This is a genomic window from Nostoc sp., assembly GCF_036917635.1.
GTDB lineage: Bacteria > Cyanobacteriota > Cyanobacteriia > Cyanobacteriales > Nostocaceae > Nostoc.
In genome coordinates this window covers 1-25,557 of record NZ_JBALCW010000029.1, presented here as the reverse complement: position 1 = coordinate 25,557, position 25,557 = coordinate 1, and the positions used below count along the sequence as shown (strand labels likewise).

Sequence of the window (25,557 nt, the reverse complement as noted above, 5' to 3'; positions counted from 1 at the left end):
AAGAGTGGGTATGGCAGTTGACTTCCCAATAGCCTATTTTTAGGTTAACGGTTAATCTAAAATACAAAATTGATTGCCTCTTAATTGGAGAATTGAATAATGCTAGAAAATCGTGATTATACGTTGATTATCGACAAAAGCGGCAGCATGGCAACCAAAGATCAAAAGGGTGGTAGAACTAGATGGGTTGCAGCCCAGGAATCTACTTTAGCTTTAGCTAGTAAGTGTGAGCAATTTGACCCAGATGGCATCACTATTTATGTATTCTCTGGTAAATTTAAACGATACGAAAATGTGACATCCACTAAAGTAGCACAAATTTTTCAAGAAAATGATCCTTCTGGTACAACTGACTTAGCAGGTGTGTTAAAACATGCAACTGATGATTACCTTCAACGCAAAGCAGCCGGTCAAACCAAGCCAAATGGTGAAACAATTTTAGTGGTTACTGATGGTGAACCAGACGATCGCAAAGCAGTAATGAAGGTAATTATTGAAGCTTCTCGCCGCATCGATCGAGATGAAGAATTAGCTATTTCCTTTATTCAAGTTGGTACAGATCAGCAAGCTACCCGCTTTCTCAAAGTCTTAGACGATGAACTCCAAAGTGCTGGTGCTAAGTTTGATATCTGCGACACCATTACTATGGAAGATATGGAAGATATGAGTCTATCGGAAGTGCTACTCAATGCCATTAATGACTAACTATACTATTTATTAGGAATTGCCAAAATGGATTCCATTGATAAGCTATTAGCTGAACTCCAAACGGAATACAAAGAAGTACAACCTCAACAGCAGTCAAAATCAGCCACAGCTAAATCGTTCATTCCATCATTGCCAAAGTCGTCATTTTTCATAGATAATATTTTGGCAGAAGTTAAGGCTGATTTTGCCCAAGAGGATGCTGCTATTGAGTTAAAAAGACAGCAAAGATTAGAACAGGAAAGAATTCGACAAGAACAACTTAAAGCCAAACAACTAGAGGCTTTGAAAGTGCAAGCAAAAGAATGGTTAGCCAAAGTAGATCCACTTTCTTCCGAAGGGCTTTGGTTTGAAAGGTTTGCGGAAAGTTACCCCTCAAAATTAGAGGCAGCGATTGAATATTTAAGAAGTAATGATTGAAGAAGAATTCAGCTATCCTGAATTCAGGAGCGGAGCCAAAGACGCTCCGCCGAGGCGTCAAAATCAATACTTCGGATACGCTTTAAGGGCAATGTTTAGCAGGAAATTAACACTTTTTAGCTGTAGATGGACTCACAAAATCATGTAAATTTTCATCCCAAATGCTGATGTAAATAAAATCACATTCTTGGCGGATAATCTGACCCTTGACTGAGCCATTATCAAAACTAAAATTATCAGATTGACGCTGTTGTACTTGTTTGAGTCCCTGCTGAATTTTTTCAGTGGCTTGCCCATTTAACATTCCATTTAAAGTAGTCTCCATTACCTGCGGGTCTACCGATTGGGCAAAAGATACCTCAGTTTGACGCAAAACTTTAGAATTACGATCAAATAAGTAGCCAAGGTCAATTTTATCTGGCACTAGTTTGTAAACGACAGCACGAGTCTTGCCCCATGAGCCTCTTAAATCTTGATTTGGTTTGCCGAGGGTAGTTTCTACGATGTTTCTTGGTGTACCTGTAGGGAATGCGGGAACGCTTTGGTTGCTGCTAGTGGCAGCTAATTTGCTGCGCGGCTTCTTCTGTGGCGTGGAAGACATTTCTGGTATGGGAACTGGGCTGGGATTGACCAAAACAGGGATCGCCTCATTCTTTGGTTCTGGCTGTGGTGTGGATACTGCTACTGGTGCTGGAGTATCTGAAGTTACAGGCTCTTTTTCTGGCTGTGGTATGGATACAATTGGGGGATTAAAGGTGGGCAAAGGATTGAGAATTACTCGCCGTTTTGGTCGTGTGGTTGGTACGACTGGGACTGGAGAAGTTTGGGAAGAAACAGGCGGTTCGGTAGATGCAGGAGTGGGTAAAGATTCTGGCGATGGGGTCGGACTTGTGGCAATGGTTGTTTCTGGTTGTTGCTGACGAGTGAAGTTAGAAATTGCTACTGCACCAAGCAAGCCGCCTATCAGCAAACTACCAACAATCACAGCAGGTTTTTGCCAGTTTCCACCAGAAGAGGGTGCGATACCTTCGGTGAGCTTCGCTAACGCAGAATTTTTTGGCGGAGAATATAATGTCTGGGTTTGTCGAGTTAATGTAGTGGGAGGAAAACTAACTGTAGAAGTATTTGCAGCTAACTCAAAAGGTATATTACTAACAGACTGCAAAGCCTGTAGCATTTTACTAGCAGTGGTGTAGCGATCGCCAGCATGAGGCTTAATTGCTTGATTGACTACTGTTGCCAATTGGGAAGAGACATGAGGAGCGCGATCTTGCCAAAGTATTTCCCCAGTTTTGAGATCAGTTGGTAGTTCTTGCGGGTGTTTGCCAGTCAGCAGATAAACCGCCGTTAAGCCTAAACTATAGATATCAGTGGCGTAAACTGGGCGGCCAACGGCTTGTTCGCTAGGCATATAACCAGGCGTACCAATGACAAGCGATCGCGTAGGGTATCCTGGAGAATTCACCACAGAACGGATTGTTTCTTTGACTGCACCAAAATCAATTAAAACTGGCTTGGCATCAACAGAACGGAGAATAATATTCTCAGGCTTGATATCCCGGTGAATAATGCCTTTGCTGTGGACATAATCTAAAACCCAAAGCAGACTCAAGAGAATTTGCCGAACAGCAGTTTCACTCTCAAATCCTTTGGCTTCGACAATTTTTGTTAGGGTTTGGCCGTGAATCCATTCTTGGACAAGGTAAAATTGCCCGTTCTCAGAAAAGTAGGCGTAGAGTTTCGGAATTTGGTTACTACTTTCACCCAAATACTCTAAGGTTGCTGCTTCCCGTTCAAACCTTTGTTGGATAAGTTGGTAGGCTTGTGGATCGTTATTGGTTATCGGCTTTAGTTGCTTGATTACACAGCGACGGCGAGAAGGCATGTGGACATCTTCTGCTAGAAAGGTTTCGCCAAACCCACCAGCGCCGATTACTTGGATAATTTGATAGCGATTGTTTAGCAGGGTTAAAGTCATGAAAAATCACAAGCGTAAACACCGGAGACATTTTGCCTCTGGGCTTGTCGTCAGACATTGCCCTTTCCAAATGTACATCAGATAAGTTCATGACTGAAATTTTGAACGCCATCCGTTCCCAATACTGCTCGGGTTTTGGATTTTTCGATAGTGTTTTAGACCTGTAGAGACGCGAAATTTCGCGTCTCTACACAAGGTTTTTGGTCTTATCCGAGCAGTATTGCATCCGTTCCTAATCGCAATTTACGAAAATCTTCATACATATAGATTTCTGTCGGGAACATTGCCCATTAGTGTAAACTTCAGGTAAAACTCATGTCCCGCAAGGAACTTCAGTTTTTTACTAATCGCAAAAGTATAGCTGCTGATGACTAAACCTCATCTATGTTGAGAACCGTAGTTTTTGCCCTCACCCTAAATCCCTCTCCCAGATATGGGAGAGGGACTTTGAAATTCTGGCTCCCCGAATCCGAAAATTGGGATTCGGGGTTGGGGGATGAGGGCAAATCCTTTTCATCCCCGAAGAACTACAGGTTTCAAGATAGACGCGGTTTAAATATACCAAAAATCTTTAGGAGTGCGGATTTAATAAAGTACAAAACCTCACCCCCAACCCCTCTCCGAACTCACAAAGAGGGGAGACTTTGACTTTTGTCAAAGGCGGGGTGAGGTTAAAAACCATATTTGGATGTTATTTAATTCACATTCCTTAGTCTACTTAAGCAGACTAAAGCTTGTAGGCTTGAACTTTAGTTCCAGGCGGGTGAGTCAAGCCAACATTTTCCAACCCTTTATGCGCTAAGTAAACTCTATAGTCTCAACAAACTCTAAAATACTCTCCTTGATATCTTCAGCTTCTTCTTCTAGAGAATCGGGAGTTTCGCCGTTAATAAAGCTGTGCTGACTACTAACTATATACAAAAATTCACCATTGATAAAGGTAAGCAGCCCCCGGTAAGCGTCTAATCTGATCGCAGTTCCATTATTTTCTTGCTTAGAAATTGTGGAACCTTTGGGCATATCGATTAATACATAGTAAGCGCCTCGCAAAGTGTCTGCCAGATATTCGGTATACTCCACAGAAGCATCTGGTACATTGACAAAAATCGCTTGGGGTACATACTTATCTACTAAAATTGTCTGCAAATATTCTTCTTGTCCAACAGACTCCAGTTCCTCTAACTGTTCCAGGGGAAAAGGATAATAATCGATTCTCAGCAGAGTACCGATGTCATCGGAAAAGCCAACGACTCCTTCCTGACTTTGAATTCTACCGCCCTGCTGCGGATCAACCGGAATCGGCACAGTAAAATTACTTAAAGGAGATTGATATGTCTGTTCACTAAAATCTTCGATGACTACTGTCTCATCTTCATCTTCATCGTCTGTATATTCTTCTTCTGCTTCTTTAAAGGCTGCAATTACCTCCTTGATGATTTCCTCTGCTTCTTCATCTTCAAGTTCTAAAGCTGCTTGTAGCTTTTTGAGGTAGGGTTGTTTCGATTTTGGGATGGCGAGTTCATCGTCTAAAAGCACTATCACCCCAGCAGCAAAACCATCCAGTACTAATTCATCTGAGAGAGATACCTTGGCGACATTAAACAATGGCCCAATTCCCTCTTCTTGGGCAATGGAGATCAGCCTATCAACAATTTCTGTGATTTCATCTTCTGAATATTCCTCGAAAACCTCGAATTCCCAGAGGATACCCGCTAAACTTTCTGCATCGACATCTTCAATCAATGAATCAGCGATCGCAGTCACAGTTGCGATCGCCGCCACCGCTTCCTCTGGACTTAGCGATTCCTCTGATGTCTTTGGTGAGTTAAAAACCTTGTCATATTTGGTCATAAATGCTACCTAAATTAATTCTTTGATAGTAATAACAGATTGAAAGTGACAATGGTCAGTTTACCAATAGAGCGAATTTTCTAGAGAAAAAGTTGGCTAATAGGTGGTTTACTCAGTATCGGTCAAGTGTAAAAAAATATTGTTGGCAGCTAATCTCCAAGGAGTTTAGGTTTTCTAAAATCTGTTGTCGAATATAAGTAGGTAGGCAAGATAAAACCAAACTATGTAACGAAAAGTAAAATCTCTGTATTTGGCTCGTAGTTGCGCCCTCTTGCGCTTTAGCGCAACTACGAGCCAGTGATGATTATTTGCGCCCACTTACTTACACTTAAACACTATTTAGGCTCAATATTTACCGCAACTCAATTAATTAAATATTATTGTAAATTTTTGTTATAAAGCAACTACCGTTAATAAGTGCTATATTTGTTTTTTTTTATCCTCTAGCAGATGAATTATATCTATCGATAGAATTATAAACTAGCTAGCGATAGATACCTACACCGTAGGCCGGATGTGAGAATACAAAAGTTTGTAGCTACACACAATACTCGAAACGTTGTAGTGTTGGTCTACAAGTATGAATTACATTAAATTTTGAGTTCTTTTATGGTACAAACTCCTCCATCTCAGTTTTCACCAGATCAATATAAGGTTGATTCTGCACATGAAAAAGTACAAGCTATTATAGAAACACCACCATCAGAAGCTGAGATTGACTTAGAGTTTCTTTATACCAGAGATATTGAATTTCGTCAGGAAACCATTTACTTTCTTGTGGTCGATCGCTTTCATGATGGCGATCCAGATAACAGCGAAGGTGCAAACTCAGAACTGTACGATCCAAACAGACAAGATTGGGGTAAGTACTGGGGTGGCGACTTGCAAGGTATCATCGATAAATTAGATTATCTCAAAAACATGGGGGTGACAGCCCTTTGGTTAACTCCACTGTTTGAGCAGGTTGAAGACTTATTTGTTGGCAATGCAGCCCTACATGGCTATTGGACAAAAGACTTTAAGCGGCTCAATCCTCGCTACATTGCTGATGGAGAAAATCCTTCTTTAAACGCTACCCAAGAAGAAAAAAATACGACCTTTGATCGGTTAGTTACAGAACTGCACAAGCGGAATATGAAGCTGGTGCTAGATATTGTCTGCAACCATAGCAGCCCTGACACTAGCGGTAGTAAAGGTGAATTGTATGACGATGGAGTGAAAATTGCTGACTTCAATGATGATGTCAATAATTGGTATCACCACTACGGCGAAGTGCAAAACTGGGAAGACGATTGGCAAGTACAGAACTGTGAATTATCTGGTCTAGCAACCTTCAATGAAAACAATACCGAATATCGTCAGTATATCAAATCAGCCATTAAACAATGGCTAGACCGGGGTGTAGATGCACTCAGGGTGGATACTGTCAAGCACATGCCGATCTGGTTTTGGCAAGAATTCACTGGCGATATGAGCAATCATAAACCAGATGTATTCATTTTTGGTGAATGGATTTACAGTAATCCTACCGACGATCGCTCGGTGGAATTTGTTAACCACTCAGGTATGACACTTCTAGACTTTGGGTTGTGCGTGGCAATTCGAGCCGCACTGGGACAAGGTTCAGAAATGGGATTCCAGACAATTCAATACATTTTTGACCAAGATTATCGCTATAACGGGGCAGCAGAGCTAGTTACCTTCATCGATAATCATGATATGTGCCGCTTTCAATCGCTGAACCCCGACGAGAAGATGTTGAAGGTTGCGATCGCCTTAATTATGACCTGTCGCGGTATTCCCTGCATCTATTACGGCACAGAACAATATCTGCATGACGACACCAATGGCGGTAACGATCCGTATAACCGCCCAATGATGGAAAATTGGGATAGTGAGAGTGAGGTTTATCGTTGCATCAGGCTGCTGTCTGGCTTACGGCGACTGAATCCAGCCGTGTCAATGGGTAGCCACTGGCAAAAATACTTAACAGCAGATATATACTGTTATGTACGCCGCTATCGTGACTCTGTGTGTTTTGTAGCTTTAAACCGGGGAGGAGAAGTTACTCTACCAGAAGTAGAAACAGAATTGCCCGATGGAGAACATACTTGCGTGGTGACTCGCAATAAGTATGAGGTGAAAGACGGCAAGATTTATAATCTGGTACTACAAGAACGGGGAGTGCTTGTTTTTAGCCACGTTGGCGAACGAATTAAAGCACAGACAATTGTCCGCGTCCAACTCAATGGCGTGGATACCCAACCCGGTGAAATCATTGTGGTGACAGGAGATTGCCCAGAGTTGGGTAACTGGGATATCAGCAAAGCCTATCCTTTAGAGTACATCAACTCGAATACCTGGTCTGCTGAGATTCCCTTTGATGAGAGTACTGGTAAGCTGATTGCTTATAAATATGCCATGTGGCGGGAAGGGCGATCGCCTCTGCGCGAAAATCTCGTTAACCGTCGCTGGGTGATTGCCAAAGAAGGCACTGTAAAATGGCGTGATACTTGGGCATCGGGAAGAGAATCGTAGAAATATCGAATAAGTAGACATCTCCGACAATGAATGTAGAGACGCTTTCTTCGTAGCGGCACGAAGTGCAATTTCGCGTATCTACAAGGGTTTCAGGTTACGCATATTTAATTTCTGGAGATGTCTAGTAGGTAGACGTAATTAAATATAAGAAAAAACCTCACCCTCAATCCCTCTCCGAACTCACAAAGAGGGAAGCCGGATAGAGGGTAAGGTTTTATATTTAATTTGACCCACTTACTTAAAGTGTGAAGAGTGAAGGATTAAAATTTTAATTCTTCACTTTTTATTATTTATAAATATAGTCCTTACAAAATTCCAAAGTGGGACAGCGAAATATTTGAGACTCTCATTTATAAATGCTTTTTCAATATATTTTAGTTTATAGTGATCTGGATCACACCATTTTGTGAGTAAAAATAAGTAATATCAAGCAGATAATCACGCAATAACTGTTAAAAAAAGGGGCAAAAGCCTCTATCTTTTACAGGATAAAAGAATAGATGATACCTTGATGATCGCTAAATTCACAAGTTTTTAAAACTTACCAACCAAGTCATCTAAAAAAATGAGAAAAAGGTAAATGGTAATGTTCGACCTCTTATTAAAAAATCAATTAAGTGCTCCCAAAAAAGCAAAATTTAAAAAGGAAATTTTGGCACGAGTTCAAGGTCGAAATCCAGAAGCTTTAAATGACGAAATAAAATTTTATAAAACAGAATTGCTTCCCTATTTTATCAAGTTGAGCCAACAAAATCCTGTTTTTAGTGTTACGGAGCAATTACGGCTTTTAGTTGGTGTTTGGACACCAATCTGGTCTACCATATCGTTTCATGAAAGTTTACCGCAAAGAATACAAGAGCAGTCTTTCCAAATTTTCCAGCATGATGGTTACTGTGCTAGTGTAGCTCGCTATATAATGGGAAAAGAGCCGTCTGTATCACCGGATTTTAAATCAAGATTACCAGCTTATGATTTCATGATAATCCAAAAATATGGCGTTCAAAATGGTAAATGGTATCTTCAAAACATTGATAGATTTCAGGCTTTTACAAATAGAGAAATTCCTCTAACTTTAGAATCAGTCTACAACTGGTTTACTCATGTAGTTAACACTAAAGTTAACCTAAATAGCTCAACAGGGGTTTTACCTAAAGCTCTCAACTTAGAAAATATAGAGATAAATCATGCTAATGGATTTCAAAAAACATCCTTAGCAACTTCTCAAGTGTTTGAGCATTTATATATAGATAATGACTGGCGACTTGTGAAAACTCAAACAGATGCCTCACATCTACCTAGTTACACAATTGCTCTGAGGAGGCAATAAGGATAATAATTATCTTCAGATACGAACTAAAGTTCCTTGCGGGACATAATTTTTAGGTTAAGTTGACACCAATGGACAGTGTTTCGTGCTACATCTGCTTTCTGAGTTTTAATTTAACCTCGTTGATTGCTTGTTGCCAATAAAACACCGATTTGGATACCAATCATTCCGGCGATCGCACTGCCAACAAAATAAATTAACAGCATTATAATATCGCCTTTATCTAAGAAATTTTTTGATTCCAAGCAATAAGTTGAAAAAGTAGTGTATGCACCGCAGAAACCTGTTGTCGTCATCAAGCGAAGTTCAGGCGAAATGATGCGAATATTCTCGACTACTAGAGTGAAAATATAAGCAATCACTAAACAGCCAGTCACGTTAATAAAGAATGTCCCATAAAAGCCAAAATCTTTTCCAAAAATAGCTTTTGCAAATTCGGTTAGATAAAAACGACTCAACGCTCCAAAAATTGCCCCGATCGCAATAGCTAGGGGATAACGTCCTCTCAAAAGATTCATTGTTGTTTACCTAAAAATATGTATGATTTTTTACCTCTGCGCCCTCTGCGTCTGGAGCGGTTTTTTAATCATTCAAATGCTACCCGATTTGATATTACTTCACGAAAAGCTTGGTGATCGCTACTCCTAAAATCACCGCTCCCAAACCGAGAATTGCACTCCCAGCCCAATAAAAGACTGTCGCAGTCTTTTGTTTGCTACGCCATAGGATTAGAGTATCAAAGCCATAGGTTGAAAATGTGGTGTAAGAACCTAAAAATCCAGTTCTAATCAGTAAATCCAATTCATTAGGATAGCCTGTAATTCCTTTAGAAATTGTGAAAAAGAAACCCATTGCTAAACATCCAGTCAAATTAATCATAAATGTTCCATAGGGAAATTTTGTCCCTAATTTAGCTTTTGTCCATTCTGTGATGTAAAACCGAGATAACGCTCCAGGAACTGCACCTATCGCAATTGAGAGAATATTAGTTAAGTCTGCCACTAATTTTAAACCAAATCTTAGTTGAGAACCGTAGTTTTCACCCTCTCCCTAAATCCCTCTCCCAGATTTATTTGGGAGAGGGAGTTTGAAATTCTGGCTCCTCTTGGACTATATATGGGGGATAGGTTGGGGGATGAGGGCAAATCCTTTTGAAAACATTTGAACTCCTGGTTTCAAGATAGACGTGGTTTATAACTCTCTGCGATCGCTTTTGGAATTGTCTTGCATATAATTTTTGGAAAGTCTCAGTTAAAAAATCGTTGGAGTAGATTATACAATACAAAATATGAATTTGGCAATAAATATATGTAACAATTGCCAGTCAAACCAATACATAAAACCCAAAAATTTAGGAGGTTGGCGGAAATATTTGTAGTTGGGATACAGGAGGCAGAAAGCACAATGGAAGAGAGTTTTAGCCTAGTGCATCAATATTTTACCTAGTTTAGTTTCATTGTGCCGACTTATTTAGAAGCGATCGCTATTTCGGTTTGGCAATACGTGCTTCAATATCTTCCAATGTTTGTAACAATAGACGACTTGCCTGCAATTGCCAACCCCATTTCTGAATTCTAAAAGCTAATACAGTTCCTACTATAGCTGCTAACAAACATACAGGTTGATTTAAAGAAATTCCGAATAACAAACCTAATCCAGCAATTCCCCAAAATGGTAAGGCTGCTGCTTGTCTTTGTTCTTCCACAATTTGAGTAATCATATTAGAAGATTGCTTAGTAGCGAGTAATGCCTCTTTGACTTGTCGCTGTTCGGCTGCGGATACTGACAAACCTATTTTGCGCCGTAGTTTTTCAATTTTGCGGGCATCAGTGCTGTACTCAGTTAGCTCATCTTCTGCCATTTTTAACAGTCGTTCTAGTTGCGCCATTGTGCATTGCATCTAATATTACAATACAGCCATTATCTCGAATAATTGTTATTTATAGACTATATGGTATTTAATTACACAATAGAAAATCAAGCCAGTGCAAAATATAAAATTGAATATAGGAAAAATATACTAGCGGTTACGCACTGACAAACTGAGTATAAACTTAAAAGGGAATTATGGTTACAGTATCTAAAAGCACATTATCTCAATTTTCCCAAGAGCGATCGCTCATTTTGTGGTTTGATGAAGTTGGTATTGCTGATATCCCGGTAGTTGGTGGTAAAAATGCCTCACTGGGCGAAATGATTCAACAGCTAACGCCCAAAGGTATTAACGTTCCCACAGGATTCGCCACTACAGCTTACGCTTATCGTTATTTTATTGAATCAGCTCTTTTAGAAGCAAAGCTACGCAAACTCTTTGCTGACTTGGATGTTGAGGATGTCAAAAATTTACGAGAACGGGGAAAAAAAGCGCGATCGCTATTAATCCATACCCCATTTCCTGTAGAATTGCGAGAGGCGATCGCTACAGCATACCAAAATCTTTGTGAACGATACAACGCAGAGACAGATGTTGCAGTCCGTTCTAGCGCCACCGCCGAAGACCTTCCAGATGCTAGTTTTGCTGGACAACAGGAAACTTACCTCAACGTTGTCGGTGTTGAGGGAGTTTTAGCAGCTTGTCATAAATGCTTTGCTTCCATATTTACCGATCGCGCTATTTCTTATCGTCACACCAAGGGATTTGACCACTTTAGCATTGCTCTAGCTGTGGGTGTACAAAAAATGGTGCGCTCTGACTTAGCAACCTCTGGGGTGATGTTCTCCATTGATACAGAAACCGGATTTAAGGATGCTGCACTGATTACAGCCGCCTACGGTTTAGGTGAAAATGTTGTTCAGGGGTCTGTCAATCCTGATGAATACTATGTTTTTAAACCAACTTTAAAAGCTGGTTTCCGCCCAATTATTGATAAAAAATTGGGCAGTAAAGAACTGAAAATGATTTATGATGACGGCTCCAAATTTACGAAAAATGTATCTGTTTCGCCCAGCGAAAGAGGGAAATTTGCCCTGAGTGATGAAGAGATTTTACAACTAGCAACTTGGGCGTGTTTAATTGAAGACCATTATTCCCAAATCCACGGTATTTTTACTCCAATGGATATCGAGTGGGCAAAAGATGGAATTACAAATCAACTTTTTATTGTGCAAGCGCGTCCTGAAACCGTGCAGTCGCAGAAGAGGGGAAATGTGTTGCGGAGTTATCGGTTGCTATTAGGGAATAGGGAATGGGGAATAGGGAATGGTGAAAATTCCCACTCTTCACTCCCTTCAGCCCAATCTCCAATTCCTCTTGTTACGGGAAGTGCGATTGGGGAAGCTATTAGTCAAGGGAAAGCACGCCTAATTTTAGATGTTCAGAAACTCGAACAGTTTCAAGTTGGGGAAGTTTTGGTGACAGAGAGAACTGACCCCGATTGGGAACCAATTATGAAACGCGCCAGTGCAATTGTCACTAATTCTGGGGGTAGGACATGTCATGCAGCAATTATTGCGCGAGAATTGGGTGTACCTGCGATCGTGGGATGCGGCAATGCTACAGAAATTTTAAAACCTGGTCAAGAGGTAACAATTTCTTGTGCTGAAGGGGAAGAGGGAAAAGTTTATCCAGGCTTATTACCTTTTGAAGTCGAAGAAGTTCCTTTAGAGAACTTACCCCGGACCCGGACTCAAATTTTAATGAATGTGGGTAATCCCCAAGAAGCATTGAGTTTATCGGCAATTCCCAACGATGGAGTCGGTTTAGCACGGACAGAATTTATCATTGCTAACCAAATTCAAATTCATCCAATGGCATTGATTCACTATGACTTATTAAAAGATGAATTTGCCAAAGCTAAAATTGCTGAAATTACTGGACTTTACGCCGATAAAACCCAGTATTTTGTAGATAAATTAGCCCAAGGCATAGGTAGAATTGCGGCGGCATTTTATCCCAAACCAGTGATTGTGCGAATGTCAGATTTCAAAAGTAATGAATATGCCAATTTGTTAGGTGGGCGCCAGTTTGAACCCCATGAAGAAAACCCCATGCTGGGTTGGCGGGGGGCGGCGCGTTATTATGATGAAGGCTACAGAGAAGCTTTTGCCCTAGAATGTCATGCCATCAAGCGGGTACGGGAAGAAATGGGTTTGACAAATGTTATTCCGATGATTCCGTTTTGTCGGACTCCTGATGAAGGGCGTTTAGTTTTAGGAGAGATGGCAAAAAATGGTTTAAAGCAAGGTGTTAACGACTTGCAGGTTTATGTGATGTGTGAGTTGCCCAGTAATGTTATTCTGGCTGAGGACTTTGCTGAGGTATTTGATGGCTTCTCGATTGGTTCTAATGATTTAACTCAGCTGACATTGGGGATAGATAGGGATTCAGCGTTAGTAGCGAGGTTGTTTGATGAACGCAGTCCAGCTGTAAAACGAATGGTAAAAATGGCCATAGAAGCGGCGAAAAAATGCGATCGCAAAATCGGCATTTGTGGACAAGCACCCAGCGACTATCCAGAATTTGCTCAGTTTTTGGTTGAACAAGGAATTGATTCAATTAGTCTAAATCCAGATTCGGTTTTAAAGACAATGCTGGAAGTGGCAAAAGTCGAGAGTGCTAATTCGTAATTCGTAATATTGGTCTCCAGCGAGAAGCAAGCTACGTAATTCTTAATTTCTGGAGTATTTTTATTTTACAGCAGTTTTCATGTATTTGAACCACAGATGTCGTAGGGGTAAAGCACATTGCTAAACCCCTACCGCGTGGTCTAGTTACCTGAAAATAGCTGTAAGTAACACTGTTAACTTTCTTAACTAAACCGTATTGGAACTGGTAGGAGAAAAATTTTCTGACCTGTGAGTTGGGTGTCTCTAAATTTTGGGACTGACAAGAAAGAAATTATTCCAATAAACGAACCTTATTAGACACAGAGAACGCAGAGAGAAGAAATAGAGAGAGTTTTTGCGTCAGTTTTGGAACATTTTTTTATTTGGAAGTTCCTTACATCGGTTTTAATGAGCGGTAAAAGCCCACTTGCTCATTTCCCGACGGTTAGTCCTGCGAACTTGAGAAGGTTAGCGAAGATGACTTCTCCATTACCTCCTAGTATCGGTTCCCAGTATTCAGGTGCTGCATTGAAGTAGGACTCACGATCCGAATCCAACAGACCATAAAACACCTCGGCTACAATCCGACCGCCCACCCAGCCTAGCTGAGTTTTTGCTCCATCTTCTTTGAGTAGTTGTTCGTCACTAAACGTCCCATCTGGATCTAATTTGATTGCATCTACAACCGAGGCTTGGGCTTCGGCCAAGATATAAAACCACAGAGGAGTGTCTCTTTGAAGACTTGAATCAATTGGGTTAAATTTGAAAACTCCATCTTTAACCTGATTTCGCGTACAAAGGTACTTTTGTTCAAGTATTTCAACTGGTAAATCATTTCTTTGAAGTGCATGTGCGATCGCTTGTCCACCTTGCACTTTATATGTGTTACCACGAAGTAAGTTGAGCAGGGCTAACGAGGGGCGCGGGGGATGAGCCACTTTGTCTGGTAACTTGCAAGGGCTGATTGTATCTTCAACTTCCTTAACCAGTCCGCCAACCGTCGCGCTCGTCGGTAGTACGTTGGGTGGCAAAACACCAAGTGGATCTACCAACGTAGTATCAATTTTGTAAGCAAATTGTAGCCGGACTTCAGTCTTTACTGTCTTATCTGCGGCTTTGTCCCGATTTTCGCTGGGGAAAACTCCAGGTTGCGTATTTGGAAAAAAACGACCCCAGTCATCAATCACATGGGCTTTTGGGAGCGGGTCAAACCCCAGTAAACTGTCGTCATCTGGTTTTGAATCTTTTGGATTGGTATTGCTGGATGGGAAAATAGTCAAGCTAGTCTCTTTGTTGAGCCGATAACCTGTCCTCACTCCTGAGTGTCCAAAGCGGTAAGCCGCAACCACAAATTCGCGGGGTAAATTTTTACGTTTATGATGAGTATAAAGGGCGTAGAGGTTTTCCCGTTCTTCAGGTGTTGTGGCTTCCTGAAGGTCAGCAAGCACTTCAGCTTTGACAATGCGCGGTAAAAAGTCTTCAATCACCAGCTTTTGATAAGTCCAGCGTACCTCATTGCGTGCTTGATTAAATAGGGCAGTCCCAGTTAATTCTTTATCCTTTTCGCTAACTTTTTTAACCACTGCATTGTGATATTGGACAAATGCCAATTGAATTTGGCTGATGATAGAGTTTTCGTCATTGCGCTTGTCGCCAATAATAGCGCGGCCGTTGGGGCTACGCAGTAAGTCTTGAATTGCTTGCTCATAACTTGTTTGAGATTGGCTCTGATTGCTATCTTTGAACAACAAACTGGCACCGTCCGAGGCGTATAAGAAAGGTTGAGCATCAGGACCATCGCCGTATAAAGAGTCCAAATCAAAGCGTGGGGTACGCAAGTTGGTAGGTAAACGATCTTCTTCTCCAGTATCTGCTGGGTTTAATGATGATGTATTGTCGAAGGTCAGATCGTGATCGATGAATTGACCAAAGTAGGTATAACCTGCTGGTACCCAAAGGTTTTCTTCGGGATCGGGGCCGTCTTTGACCGTATCAACTGCTCCCTTAATATTTTCGGCAAGTTTCACAAGTTTATGTGGGGGATAGCCTTCTTTTCTTAAGTCCAGCAGAGTCGTAAATGCTTGTTCTCGTGTGCCAACGGAACCGTGACCAAATCCACTCATAATAATGATGCTCCTTAATGAAGATTGAGTAAAAGTAAAGATAATTGTAACGGTTCACCGGTGGTCAAAAAAATGTCCGACATAAAATCATACAAAATCACTACGAAAACCAGTCCAGATTTGATTTTTTCTGATTAATTTTGACTAGTGGGGTGAAATGAGCAGTAAATCGGAAAAGTATCTTATAGCGGTTCCAATTCAGATGCGGTACAACACAACATTACATCACTACGTCTAGCACGGCAGTGCCGTGCCCCTACGGGTGTACCTCACGTAAACGAGAACCGCTATAGTATTTTTAATGGCGACTTATTGTCCCGATGCCCGATGCCCGATGCCCAATGCCCAATGACAAATGACAAATGACAAATGACAAATGACAAAAAAGTGGTTCCGAATTGGGATGGTGAGTGTATTTATTTTCTCACTTGCCTTGAGGTTTTGGGGGCTGGAGCGATTTAACACTCTGGTATTTGATGAAGTTTACTTTGCAAAATTTGGTAATAATTATCTCACGCATACGCCATTTTTTAATGCTCATCCGCCGCTAAGTCAATATATGATCGGCATCGGCATTTGGATTGGCAGTCACATTCCTTTTTGGCACGATACCGTGAATGGGCTGACAGGTTCATTGCGATCGCCTTGGACTTATCGATGGTTAAATGCCCTCACTGGCTCATTTATTCCTTTAGTTGTAGGTGCGATCGCTTATCAATTGAGTTATCGTCGTAGCTTTGCTCTGCTTGCAGGTTTGTTCACAGCTTGTGATGGCATCTTTTTAGTTGAGTCTCGCTATGCTTTAAGTAATATTTATATCGTCATTTTTGGTTTGTTAGGACATTGGTTTTTATTATTAGCATTAGATAACCAAAATCGGCGACGTTCTTTTTGGTTAGTTTTTGCTGGCATTGCTTTTGGTGCTTCAGTCGGTACTAAGTGGAACGGTTTATGGTTCCTCTCAGGTGCCTATCTCATTTGGATAGCAGCTTGGGTAATCCATTTAATACATTATTTTCCTAACCCCAAACTCTTTTTTACATCCTTCTCATTGAAGGAGCCACAAACTATAAGTCAGGACTTAGAAGCTAGTACTTATTCCCCCTCATCCCCCTCATCTCAGACACCACTACAAAGCCTAACTCAGCTAAATATTTTTCAGATGCTGTTTTATCTAGGAATTATCCCAGCTTTGATTTACAGCATTATCTGGATTCCTCACCTTCAACTAGATAAAACTTATGGATTTATTGCAGTACATCAGCAAATTTTAAAGTTTCATTTACATTTAGGTGGCAATAGTCCTAACGTGCATCCTTATTGTGCTGCCTGGTACAAATGGCCGTTGATGACTCGACCAATGGCATATTATTATGAAACAGCTAAAAGTATCACCGAACCCTTACCTGTGATGGGTCCGCCTTTACCTGCCAGTGCTGGAAAAGTTATTTATGATGTCCATGCAATGGGCAATCCCTTTTTGTGGTGGTTTGGTGTGGCTGCCATATTATTTTTACTAGGGGTGCTGGTGTCACAAGCCGTAATTCTTTGGGTAAAAGAAAAGCGTTTTTCTGTACCTAAAACTCTTAGTGCTGATACTTGGATTGCCTTGTATTTAGTTATAAATTATGCTGCTAACTTATTACCTTGGGTGGAAGTGACAAGGTGCGTTTTTATCTACCACTACATGTGTGCAGTGGTGTTTGTATTTTTAGCGATCGCCTGGTTTGTCGATCAGTGTCTTCGCAGTTATTATCAACAACTCCGGGCGCTAGGTGTCACCATTACTTTTATCATTCTGGCTGCTTTTATTTTCTGGATGCCCATTTATTTGGGTTTACCCCTCTCACCCCACGATTATAAGCTGCGAATGTGGTTCAACTCTTGGATTTGATTAAAGGGGCATTGGATGAATAATAACTTGAAACTCCTAACTTATTCTTAAAGTTAAGCTGTCGCGCTTGGTTGCGTAGGCGAAGCCCGCCGTAGGCATCGCTAGCTCGTTTAGGGGGTTACTTAAAACATCGACGTAATAGAGTCATTGGTATCCAGGAACTATGGCAGGGCTGGTTAAAATTGCATGACCTCTGTGAGGGTTGGCAGCTTGCTAGAGGGACTTAACGGGCAAAGTCAGAAATAATAATGCGTCCAACTTTTCAGCAGCCCTAAATTTATGTATGGGGTTCTCTCCCCTGCCCCTTTTCCTCTTTTTTGACTTCTTTTTTCTCTGCTCACCAGAAATTTATCTTTACAAAAACGTTACTAAAATTTAGCGACTATTTTCGGAATTTACAAATTGGATTTGTAGCCTAATCTATATCTAGAAAAGCAATATTCAAAAAAAATGTCAGAAATATCACTTAACTAAATTATTTTTTGCATAAAACTCAAACTAAATGGTGATAAGTATTACAGTTGCAAAAAAAATTATTTTTTGCAATGTTTCTACTTAACCTTAGAGATAATTGGCAAATAATGAATCGTTCATAAGATATTCGTGTGTCCACAAACCTAGTTAATAATATGTATATGTCCGACTGCAATGCGAAAATTGAAACAAGATATATAAAAGTAACTAACGGTAAGTACTTAACACCATTTCAGCGTAAATTACTACTAATAAGTTTAGAAAGAAGTTTACCTGAATCGTACCGACAACGGATTGAAATCATGTTGTTGGCAGATGAGGGAAAAACCCAAAGGTCAATTTGTCAAATTTTGGGGTGTTGTCCAGCAACAGCAAGACATTGGATGCACATAGCCCGGACAGGGATGGCGCACCAATGGCAAGATTGCCCCATTGGTCGCCCGAAAGCAGTAAATGAGGAGTATTTAGAACGTTTAAAAGAACTGATTAAAAGTAGTCCCCGCGATCATGGCTATGCTTTTCGACGGTGGACAACAAACTGGCTAGGGAAACATCTAGCGAAAGAATTTGGGATTGAGGTGAGCGATCGCCATATCAAGCGACTGCTCAAACAGATGGGATTATCGACACTACCAAAACCCAGCAATTCTGAAGCAAACAGCCATGAGCAGGCTAAAAGTTCCAAAATCTTGATTAGTGACCTGAAATCGGCAGCTATTCCAGATGATTCCGAATTTATGTCTCTGAACTTCGCAACATTAGGAAAGGATTCAGACATTTATGGCGCAAGATATATCTGCTCAGTTGGTTTCTCTGGAACAATTCAACAATACTCTGGGTTATTCTCTTTCGACAGAGGAATTTCAACATTGTCTTCAACAAGTTAAATTTATCAACCCGAAAGTCGGCAAATTCTGGCAAGGAACTGATGCTCAACCAGGAATCTATATTGCGATCGCTGGTAAGGTCAGGTTGCTAGATAACGCCGATGAGTTAATCGCCACTTTGGAGGCGGGAGACTCATTTGGGGAATTTACCTTGTTGAAGGAGGTTGGCTTTAGACCTTACGCTGCAAGGGCTTCAGTCAACTTACAATTATGCTTTGTTCCGGGTGAACTGTTATGGCCATTGATGGCTAAATATCCCCAAATTCGGGAGCATTTGTGGGCTAAGGCTCGATCTCGTAATCCCCAACAGGTGGACTCGGATAACCCCCCAGTAATGCCATCTGACTTAAAACGGCTGCATGAAACGAAGATTTTGTCAACTCCGGCAGTCAAGCCACGCGAGCCAAAAATAAGCAAAGCCTATTTTCCCAACTCCACGCAGCGAGTAGGGCATTTATTACAGCGTGTGATTCGGCGCTATCCGTTTTTTGCCCAACAGAGTGGATCGGATTGCGGTGCAGCTTGTTTAGTGATGGTGTCTCGCTATTGGGGGAAAAACTTTAGTGTAAATCGCCTGCGGGATATCGCCAATGTTGACCGCAATGGCTCATCACTGCGGGGATTATCGGCGGCGGCGGAAAGTATTGGGTTTTCCACGCGACCTGTGAAAGCGAGTCTTGACCAATTAGCGAAGCAAAAATTACCTGCGATCGCCCATTGGGAAGGCAAACATTACATCGTTGTCTACGAAATTACCCCCAAACACGTCATTGTAGCTGACCCCGCGATCGGGCAATGCAGCCTCAGCCACGCCGAATTTAAAGCCAACTGGACTGGCTATACACTGCTGCTGCAACCCACAGCCATGCTAAAGGATACCAAAGAGACTTCTACTCCTTTTTGGCAATTCTTTGAATTAATGAAGCCTCACTCTTTAGTAATGCTAGAAGTGTTTATCGCTTCCTTATTTATCCAAATTTTTGGACTTGTTACACCCCTATTCACCCAGTTAATTTTAGACCGCGTAGTGGTGCAACGTTCTGAACTAACCTTAACGGCGGTGGGGTTAGGGTTACTAATTTTTAGTTTATTCCGTGTGGCGATGACGGGGTTGCGGCAATATCTGTTAGACCACACAGCGAATAAGCTCGATTTAGCACTAATTGTCGGATTTATTCGTCATACTCTGCGGCTACCTTTGAGTTACTTTGAGTCCCGTTATGTGGGCGATATTATCTCTCGTGTACAGGAAAACCGTAAAATTCAACGCTTCCTCTCCGGTGAAGCGTTGTCTATCCTGCTAGATTTAGTCACTGTCTTTATCTATTTAGGATTGATGTTTTGGTACAGTTGGAAAATGGCGTTGCTAGTATTGGTGATTGTACCGCCTTTTTTCCTGCTGGCATTGATTGCTACACCTTTTTTACAAAAGATTTCTAGAGAAATATTTAACGCTGTTACTAATGAAAGCAGCTATCTGATTGAAGCCCTTTCTGGTGTAAGAACAGTTAAATCTACAGCAGTAGAACAAACAGTGCGTTGGCATTGGGAAGAGTTATTAAGTAAAGAAATAAAAACTAACTTTTCTGGGCAAGTTATCAGCAATCGCCTGCAAATATTCAGCAACACAATTGAAGCAGTGGTAACTACTATGTTGCTGTGGTTTGGGGCGTACCAGGTTATTCACAACGAGTTAACAATTGGGCAATTAGTGGCATTTAATATGTTGCTAGGAAATATTATTAGACCCTTCCAACGATTAACAGTTTTGTGGAATCAATTGCAAGAAGTTGTGATTGCGGTAGAACGCATTAATGATGTATTGGATGCAGAACCAGAAGAGGATTTGCAGCATCAGGCGCGGCAATCTTTACCACCGATTCAAGGTAACATTCGTTTTGACAACGTGACATTTCGCTATCACCCTGAAGGCGATATCAATATTTTAGAAAATCTCAGTTTTGAAATACATAGTGGGCAAATGGTTGCCCTGGTGGGACGGAGTGGTTCGGGTAAAACCACAATTTCTAAGCTGGTTTTGGGGTTATATCCGCCTACAGATGGCAAAGTGTTGATTGATGGTCACGATATTACCAGTCTTTCGTTGCGTTCTCTACGCGAACAAGTTGGGGTAGTTGACCAAGACACCTTTTTGTTTGGCGGAACAATTCGGGAAAATATTAGCTTGGCACATCCTGGGGCTACTTTGGCTCTTATTATTGAGGCGGCGCGATTGGCGGGTGCTGATGAGTTTATTAAAAAATTACCTATGGGTTATGAAACCCAGATTGGTGAAGGAGGGGGGATGTTGTCTGGAGGACAGCGACAAAGAATTGCGATCGCAAAAGCGTTGTTAGGTAATCCCAAACTGTTGGTTTTAGATGAAGCGACTTCCCATCTAGATGCAGAGTCAGAAAGGATTATTCAGACGAATTTAAACACAATTCTCAAAGGCAGAACCACCTTAGTAATTGCCCATCGCCTTTCAACTGTACGGAATGCAGATTTGATTTTAGTGCTAGATCGTGGCGTGTTGATTGAGAGTGGGACTCATAAAGAGTTGATGGACAAGCGGGGACATTATTTTTATCTCAATCATCAGCAGTTGGACGTTGCAGGGTAAAAAAAGAGGACAAGGATGACTGGAGACAATAGACCTTTTGCATGAATCAAATTATGAACAGCGGCTGCACCAAATTTTCTTTCTCTCTTTCTTCCTTTGTGTCCTCCGCGCCTCTGCGGTTCGTTCCTCTTTTCAAATATTTATGCAAGAGGTCTAATTTTCTTGTCCCCTTGTCACCCCACTCCCCACTCTCAAAATCCAAAATTGATATCAGGAAAAATCATGCCAAACACATTAAATGGAAGGGTTCAAACCCAAATTTATGAGGTAGAACAGCACGAGGAAATTTTCAGGGAGCAAACACCAGCTAGCTCAACTGATGATTGGGCATACGCGACCAAGGATTTACTTGATAGCTTGCCCCAGGTTTGGACAAGGGGATTGCTGTATTTTTTAGTGGTGTTTGTGTCGATCATTTTACCTTGGGCAATGCTATCTAAGGTAGATGAAACGGGTACGGCAAGAGGGCGACTTGAGCCAAAGGGAAAGACAGTTAGGCTGGATGCTGCTGTGGCGGGTACTGTTGCCGAGATTCGGGTAAAGGAAGGTGATTCAGTTAAAGCTGGGCAAACTTTATTGGTGTTGGAATCGGAATTAGTTAAGGCGGACTTGCGGCAGGCACAGGAGAAGTTAGAAGGACAATTAAATCGACTTTCTCAATTAAATTCATCTAAAAGTCAGTTAGTTGTATCTTTGACAACGCAGCAGCAACAGAACCAATCTCAACAGTTAGAAAAGCAGGCTCAAATTGACCAAGCGCGACAAAATATGAATGCTCTTAAAAATTCTTATGATTTACAGAAAGATGAAAAGTTGGCTCAAGTCAATCAGGCGCGGCAAACTCTTGAGCATAATCAAACAGCAAATAAGTTAGTAAACAGTAGTTTAGCGAGTACCGAGCGAGAAGTTGAACGCTATAACAGTCTTTGGCAGTCAGGGGTTGTTCCAGAAATTAATGTTGTCCAGAAGCAAGATATAGCTAAAGACAAGCAACAATTATACGAACAAAATCAGTCAGATATTCAGCAGGCGAAACTACGTTTGTTAGAACAACAGAGTAGTTATGAGCGGACTATTCGGCAAGCAAATGCAGATATTGAGCAGGCACAGTTGCGACTGAAAGAACAAGAAAGGAGTTATCAGACCTTAACTCGTTCCAGCAAGCTGTCTTTGCTAAAAATCGACGAACAACAGAAGAATCTGGAGACAGAAATTACTACACTTCAGGCAGAAATTGCTCAAAGCAAGAGTCAGATTGTCTCGTTAAAGTTTCAGTTAGGACAACGAGAGTTAAGAGCCACGGTGAATGGTAGAGTGTTTCAGTTACCGATACAACGGGCTGGCTCTGTAGTGCAGCCTGGAGCAATGATTGCGGAGATTGCACCCCAAGGTTCGCCTTTAATAATTCGGGCGCAAATGGCGACAACTGAGAGTGGATCTTTGCGAAGAGGATTACCAGTAAAGTTAAAGTTTGATGCTTATCCATTTCAGGATTATGGCGTGCTGGAAGGAGAATTGTTAGAGATTTCTCCTACTACTATAGAAGTGGATACACCTAATGGAAAGGTAGCAGCTTATGACTTGGAAATTGCCCTAAAACAAAATTGTATTCCCTCAGCTAATAAGTGTATTGCCTTGCATCCTGGGGATACAGCGACAGCTGAGGTAATTGTGCGCCAGCGTCGGATTATTGATTTTCTACTTGACCCGTTTAAGCAGTTGCAGCAGGGTGGGGTGAAATTGTAAAGTGTCTGTTTTCCTCCTTCCTAGATTCAGCCTGGAAACGCAATTTTTGGAGGCTCTGCCTTCTGAAACCTAGCATCTAGGGATTTAACTTTTAATCTCGTCTATTTACTTAGGAGAAAAATCATGTCTCAAGCTATTACCATTACTAACGAAGACATTCTTGCTCAAGTCAAGCTATCCTGCAAAGTTCCTGAGTTCATCGAGGGAATTGTTACCCGCAAGATCATTACAAATGCCGCAACCGAGGCAGGTATAAAAGTAGAGACTGAGGAACTTCAGAAAGCAGCAGACCAACTCCGGTTAATCAACAAACTTAATAGTGCTGATGATACCTGGGCGTGGTTGGAAAAACATAGTCTTTGTATAGATGATTATGAAGAAATTGTCTACAACACCGTCATTTCTGGAAAGTTAGCTGTTCATCTGTTTGCAGATAAAGTTGAACCCTATTTCTTTGAAAATCAACTAGATTATGCTGGTGTGGTTATGTATGAGGTTATTCTGGATGATGAAGACTTGGCGATAGAACTCTTCTATGCCATTAAGGAAGGTGAAATGAGTTTTTCTGATGTTGCTCACAAATACATACAAGATAAGGAATTAAGCCGCAAAGGAGGATATCGAGGAATAGTCAAACGCAAGGAGTTGAAACCGGAGATTTCAACAAATGTTTTTGCTGCCACGCCTCCCCAGGTTCTTAAACCCATCGTAGCCTCTAAAGGAGTACACCTAATTTTGGTTGAGGAAATTATTAAACCACAATTGGAGCCTATGCTGCGCTATCAAATTCTTGAGGATTTGTTTACAGCCTGGATAAAGCAGCAAATAGAGCCAGTTGAAATTACTAATAAACTTAACTTTAGCAATTGGATAACTTAAATTTTAATTAAACTCAAAAGTCAAGCATTCAAAATCATTAACAGATAATGCCCTCTGATAATTAGAGGGCATTGTTTACTGTCTTAGACTGCAAGTCTAAAACTATGCCAAAATTATTGCTACAGCAATACTTACTAAAACAGGGTGAGCCTCAATAAAGTCAAGAACGTTACTCAACCAACCACCACCTAACACATAGCCTAGCTCATCCTCTGTTAGATCACAAAGAAAGTTTTCGGAAGAATTCAGGTCACAGATTGTAATACTAGCCATTTTGAATGTACTTCTAAATAAAGTGTTTACAGTTGGAATTAGACTTTTAATTCTTATTATTACTATATTCTGTTATTTAATTATTTAAATCTTTGTTTAAGGAATATGTATGCCAAAATTAATGCCGTTATATGTTGGTTATTAATCAAATTTAATGCGCTATTGCTCGGAAAATAAAAATATAATATTTATTTGGACAAACCACCTGATATTTGATGAAATATATAAAATATTTATGTCCTTTTTCCTTCTTTTTTGCTTACATTGATATAAATTAGAAGAACCAATAAAAAATCAGCCCAAGAATCCTCTTGGACTGAACGAAAAAAATTTAGGGTTATTTCATTCTGGCGGTAGGAGCAGACCCCATGCTATTCGCTACAATCTGAGGTGTAATCAGGATACGTACGAAATAGGGTTATGTTGCAAAAACTTTTTAAGAACGAATGCTTAAAAAACTAAACCACCATCCCTCACCCACCACATACCGGAGCCAGGAGTCCTACTCACAGAGTCATGGTTGCCACTCAAAAAACTTATCATATCTCCACCAATGACCACTGATAACTCCTTGTCAGTCAGACTTACCACTTCAAGGCCTGCGTCAACCGGACACAAGTCAGAAATTTCAATGTTAGCCATTTTGAATGTACTCCTAAGTAAAGTGTTTTCAGTTGTAATTAGACTTTTAATTGCTTTTTTCTATTACTATATTATCTTATTTAATTAATTATTTAAATCTTTGTTTAAGGAATATGTATGCCAAAATTAATGCAGTTATATGTTGGTTATTAATCAAATTTAATGCGCTATTGCTCGGAAAACAAAAATATGATATTTATTTGGATAAACTACCTGATATTTGATGAAATATATAAAATGTTTATGTCCTTTCTCCTTCTTTTTTGCTTACATTGATATAAATTAGAAGAACCAATAAAAAATCAGCCCAAGAATCTTCTTGGACTGAACGAAAAAAATTTAGGGTTATTTCATTCTGGCGGTAGGAGCAGACCCCATGCTATTCGCTACAATCTGTCTCACTCAGGTAAGACGTGCCGCAAACTGCGCGATGGCGCGGGGTGTCCGGCGTAGGCGAACGCAAAGATAGTCGCTATAAGGTGCAAGACTCTTCCTTTAAATCTGCTTTGAGTCAAGTAGTGAGTTCATAAATAGCATAGGCAATTCCCAAACCCACTATAGAACCCATTTGACATCTTTTACTGTGTTGAAGTAAAGTGAGCGCAAAAGTTGTATAAAGTAGTAATGCCATACTCTAGCAGCCTCACAG

General features: G+C 40.8%; 17 protein-coding genes. 10 read left to right on the top strand and 7 right to left on the bottom strand.

The window, feature by feature from the left end:
- Positions 1 to 99 precede the first annotated feature (99 nt).
- Positions 100 to 705: a vWA domain-containing protein gene (locus V7K32_RS08590; protein ID WP_334992149.1), complete on the top strand. Its 606-nt coding sequence runs from the start codon at positions 100 to 102 to the stop codon at positions 703 to 705.
- Between the two features lie 27 nt (positions 706 to 732).
- Positions 733 to 1,125, top strand: a complete 393-nt coding sequence (locus V7K32_RS08585; protein WP_334992147.1) for a salt stress protein, Slr1339 family — start codon at positions 733 to 735, stop codon at positions 1,123 to 1,125.
- 106 nt (positions 1,126 to 1,231) lie between these two features.
- Here V7K32_RS08585 and V7K32_RS08580 read toward each other — a convergent pair whose 3' ends face one another.
- On the bottom strand, positions 1,232 to 3,103 hold the full coding sequence (locus V7K32_RS08580) for a protein kinase domain-containing protein (RefSeq protein ID WP_334992145.1): 1,872 nt from the start codon (positions 3,101 to 3,103) through the stop codon (positions 1,232 to 1,234).
- A gap of 798 nt (positions 3,104 to 3,901) precedes the next feature.
- Positions 3,902 to 4,954 (bottom strand): hypothetical protein, encoded by a 1,053-nt coding sequence (locus tag V7K32_RS08575; RefSeq protein WP_334992143.1) that lies wholly within the window; start codon positions 4,952 to 4,954, stop codon positions 3,902 to 3,904.
- A 609-nt stretch (positions 4,955 to 5,563) separates the two neighbouring features.
- Here V7K32_RS08575 and V7K32_RS08570 point away from each other — a divergent pair.
- Both V7K32_RS08570 and V7K32_RS08565 read left to right on the top strand, forming a co-directional pair.
- Positions 5,564 to 7,492, top strand: coding sequence for an alpha-amylase family glycosyl hydrolase (locus V7K32_RS08570; RefSeq protein WP_334992141.1), 1,929 nt, complete (start codon positions 5,564 to 5,566; stop codon positions 7,490 to 7,492).
- Between the two features lie 583 nt (positions 7,493 to 8,075).
- A complete protein-coding gene (locus V7K32_RS08565) occupies positions 8,076 to 8,822 on the top strand; it encodes a hypothetical protein (protein WP_334992139.1) in 747 nt (248 codons plus the stop codon).
- Between the two features lie 113 nt (positions 8,823 to 8,935).
- Here the strand turns inward: V7K32_RS08565 and crcB (V7K32_RS08560) are convergent, their stop codons facing one another.
- From crcB (V7K32_RS08560) to V7K32_RS08550, 3 genes are all read right to left on the bottom strand, one after another.
- Complete coding sequence (crcB, locus tag V7K32_RS08560) at positions 8,936 to 9,340, bottom strand: fluoride efflux transporter CrcB (RefSeq protein WP_334992137.1); 405 nt, start codon at positions 9,338 to 9,340, stop codon at positions 8,936 to 8,938.
- 94 nt (positions 9,341 to 9,434) lie between these two features.
- A complete protein-coding gene (crcB, locus tag V7K32_RS08555; protein ID WP_334992135.1) occupies positions 9,435 to 9,824 on the bottom strand; it encodes a fluoride efflux transporter CrcB in 390 nt (129 codons plus the stop codon).
- Between the two features lie 481 nt (positions 9,825 to 10,305).
- Positions 10,306 to 10,710, bottom strand: a complete 405-nt coding sequence (locus V7K32_RS08550) for a hypothetical protein (RefSeq protein WP_334992133.1) — start codon at positions 10,708 to 10,710, stop codon at positions 10,306 to 10,308.
- Positions 10,711 to 10,889: 179 nt separating this feature from the next.
- Here V7K32_RS08550 and ppsA point away from each other — a divergent pair, with 179 nt between their 5' ends.
- Entirely contained in the window at positions 10,890 to 13,388 is a 2,499-nt protein-coding gene (gene ppsA / locus V7K32_RS08545; protein ID WP_334992131.1) for a phosphoenolpyruvate synthase, read from the top strand.
- Between the two features lie 410 nt (positions 13,389 to 13,798).
- On the opposite strand, the gene V7K32_RS08540 is transcribed toward ppsA, so the two are convergent.
- Positions 13,799 to 15,490 (bottom strand): peroxidase family protein, encoded by a 1,692-nt coding sequence (locus V7K32_RS08540; RefSeq protein ID WP_334992129.1) that lies wholly within the window; start codon positions 15,488 to 15,490, stop codon positions 13,799 to 13,801.
- A gap of 376 nt (positions 15,491 to 15,866) precedes the next feature.
- On the opposite strand from V7K32_RS08540, the gene V7K32_RS08535 reads away from it, so the two are divergent.
- From V7K32_RS08535 to V7K32_RS08515, 5 genes are all read left to right on the top strand, one after another.
- On the top strand, positions 15,867 to 17,384 hold the full coding sequence (locus V7K32_RS08535; RefSeq protein ID WP_334992127.1) for a dolichyl-phosphate-mannose--protein mannosyltransferase: 1,518 nt from the start codon (positions 15,867 to 15,869) through the stop codon (positions 17,382 to 17,384).
- Between the two features lie 635 nt (positions 17,385 to 18,019).
- Positions 18,020 to 18,745: a helix-turn-helix domain-containing protein gene (locus tag V7K32_RS08530; RefSeq protein ID WP_334992125.1), complete on the top strand. Its 726-nt coding sequence runs from the start codon at positions 18,020 to 18,022 to the stop codon at positions 18,743 to 18,745.
- A complete protein-coding gene (locus tag V7K32_RS08525) occupies positions 18,639 to 21,368 on the top strand; it encodes a peptidase domain-containing ABC transporter (protein ID WP_334992123.1) in 2,730 nt (909 codons plus the stop codon). Before V7K32_RS08530 ends, V7K32_RS08525 begins: the two co-directional genes overlap by 107 nt.
- Before the next feature lie 222 nt (positions 21,369 to 21,590).
- Positions 21,591 to 23,114 carry an HlyD family efflux transporter periplasmic adaptor subunit gene (locus tag V7K32_RS08520; RefSeq protein ID WP_334992121.1) on the top strand — a complete coding sequence of 508 codons (1,524 nt, stop codon included), beginning with the start codon at positions 21,591 to 21,593 and terminating at the stop codon, positions 23,112 to 23,114.
- A gap of 123 nt (positions 23,115 to 23,237) precedes the next feature.
- Entirely contained in the window at positions 23,238 to 23,993 is a 756-nt protein-coding gene (locus V7K32_RS08515) for a peptidylprolyl isomerase (RefSeq protein ID WP_334992119.1), read from the top strand.
- A gap of 102 nt (positions 23,994 to 24,095) precedes the next feature.
- On the opposite strand, the gene V7K32_RS08510 is transcribed toward V7K32_RS08515, so the two are convergent.
- On the bottom strand, positions 24,096 to 24,266 hold the full coding sequence (locus V7K32_RS08510; RefSeq protein WP_334992117.1) for a hypothetical protein: 171 nt from the start codon (positions 24,264 to 24,266) through the stop codon (positions 24,096 to 24,098).
- Between the last annotated feature and the right edge of the window lie 1,291 nt (positions 24,267 to 25,557).

Coding starts and splice junctions, on each gene's coding strand:
- V7K32_RS08590 (WP_334992149.1), top strand. CDS start 100: ATGCTAGAAAATCGTGATTATACGTTGATTATCGACAAAAGCGGCAGC.
- V7K32_RS08585 (WP_334992147.1), top strand. CDS start 733: ATGGATTCCATTGATAAGCTATTAGCTGAACTCCAAACGGAATACAAA.
- V7K32_RS08580 (WP_334992145.1), bottom strand. CDS start 3,103: ATGACTTTAACCCTGCTAAACAATCGCTATCAAATTATCCAAGTAATC.
- V7K32_RS08575 (WP_334992143.1), bottom strand. CDS start 4,954: ATGACCAAATATGACAAGGTTTTTAACTCACCAAAGACATCAGAGGAA.
- V7K32_RS08570 (WP_334992141.1), top strand. CDS start 5,564: ATGGTACAAACTCCTCCATCTCAGTTTTCACCAGATCAATATAAGGTT.
- V7K32_RS08565 (WP_334992139.1), top strand. CDS start 8,076: ATGGTAATGTTCGACCTCTTATTAAAAAATCAATTAAGTGCTCCCAAA.
- crcB (WP_334992137.1), bottom strand. CDS start 9,340: ATGAATCTTTTGAGAGGACGTTATCCCCTAGCTATTGCGATCGGGGCA.
- V7K32_RS08550 (WP_334992133.1), bottom strand. CDS start 10,710: ATGGCGCAACTAGAACGACTGTTAAAAATGGCAGAAGATGAGCTAACT.
- ppsA (WP_334992131.1), top strand. CDS start 10,890: ATGGTTACAGTATCTAAAAGCACATTATCTCAATTTTCCCAAGAGCGA.
- V7K32_RS08540 (WP_334992129.1), bottom strand. CDS start 15,490: ATGAGTGGATTTGGTCACGGTTCCGTTGGCACACGAGAACAAGCATTT.
- V7K32_RS08535 (WP_334992127.1), top strand. CDS start 15,867: ATGACAAAAAAGTGGTTCCGAATTGGGATGGTGAGTGTATTTATTTTC.
- V7K32_RS08530 (WP_334992125.1), top strand. CDS start 18,020: ATGTCCGACTGCAATGCGAAAATTGAAACAAGATATATAAAAGTAACT.
- V7K32_RS08525 (WP_334992123.1), top strand. CDS start 18,639: ATGGCGCAAGATATATCTGCTCAGTTGGTTTCTCTGGAACAATTCAAC.
- V7K32_RS08520 (WP_334992121.1), top strand. CDS start 21,591: ATGCCAAACACATTAAATGGAAGGGTTCAAACCCAAATTTATGAGGTA.
- V7K32_RS08515 (WP_334992119.1), top strand. CDS start 23,238: ATGTCTCAAGCTATTACCATTACTAACGAAGACATTCTTGCTCAAGTC.
- V7K32_RS08510 (WP_334992117.1), bottom strand. CDS start 24,266: ATGGCTAGTATTACAATCTGTGACCTGAATTCTTCCGAAAACTTTCTT.